The organism is Protofrankia sp. Cr2 (genome assembly GCF_963555885.1).
Classification (GTDB): domain Bacteria; phylum Actinomycetota; class Actinomycetes; order Frankiales; family Frankiaceae; genus Protofrankia.
This window is the reverse complement of sequence record NZ_CAUVXG010000067.1, coordinates 1-807: the sequence shown is the minus strand read 5'-3', so window position 1 is coordinate 807 and position 807 is coordinate 1. Positions and strand designations below refer to the sequence as shown.

Sequence of the window (807 nt, the reverse complement as noted above, 5' to 3'; positions counted from 1 at the left end):
GGACTCCGGCGAACGCGGGTATGTCGTCCTCGCCGGGACGTAACCGCGACCGCCGTGCCCGCAGGAACTCCCGCAACTCATCCCGCCGGTCCATGAGGCCTATTGTCCCCGTCGGGGTGAGCCGGCGGGCGGCGCGAAGCTGGTCCTAGGAGAACTACGGTCGGTCCGACCCCGGGTCGGGCCGGGTCAACCTGGCCTTGGCCGTGCCGCGGTTAGCTGGAGACCACTGAGCTGATGACGATCCGCCGAACACAACCGATGGAGTGACCACAGTGCAGCTGCGTACCTTGGGCACGGCAGGCTTGGCCGTCTCTGCTGAGGGACTGGGATGCATGGGGATGAGCGCCTTCTACGGCGCCCGCGACGACGCCGAGTCAACGGCCACGATCCACCGTGCGCTCGATCTCGGCGTGACCTTCCTCGACACGGCCGACATGTACGGGCCATGGACCAACGAGCGGCTTGTCGGCGCGGCCATCGCCAGCCGGCGGGACGAGGTCGTCCTCGCCACCAAGTTCGGTAACGAGGTCGACGACGAGGGGCGGCTTGCCGGGCGGGTCAACGGCCACCCCGACTATGCGCGTCGCGCCGTCGACAGGTCGCTGCGCCGCCTCGGCGTCGAGATCATCGACCTGTACTACCAGCACCGGGTCGATCCGGCCGTGCCGGTGGAGGAAACCTTCGGTGCGCTCGCCGAGCTGGTCGCCGCCGGCAAGGTCCGCTACCTCGGGATCTCCGAGGCTGCGCCGGACACCATCCGCCGCGCGCACGCGGTGCATCCGCTGGCCGCCGTCCAAACCGAGTACT

1 protein-coding gene is annotated in these 807 nt (G+C 69.4%); it reads left to right on the top strand.

Features of this window, described 5'->3' with window-relative positions; genetic code table 11:
- Positions 1-332 precede the first annotated feature (332 nt).
- Positions 333-807: aldo/keto reductase (locus U9978_RS21110; protein WP_322762904.1), on the top strand; the 475-nt coding region annotated here is incomplete at its 3' end.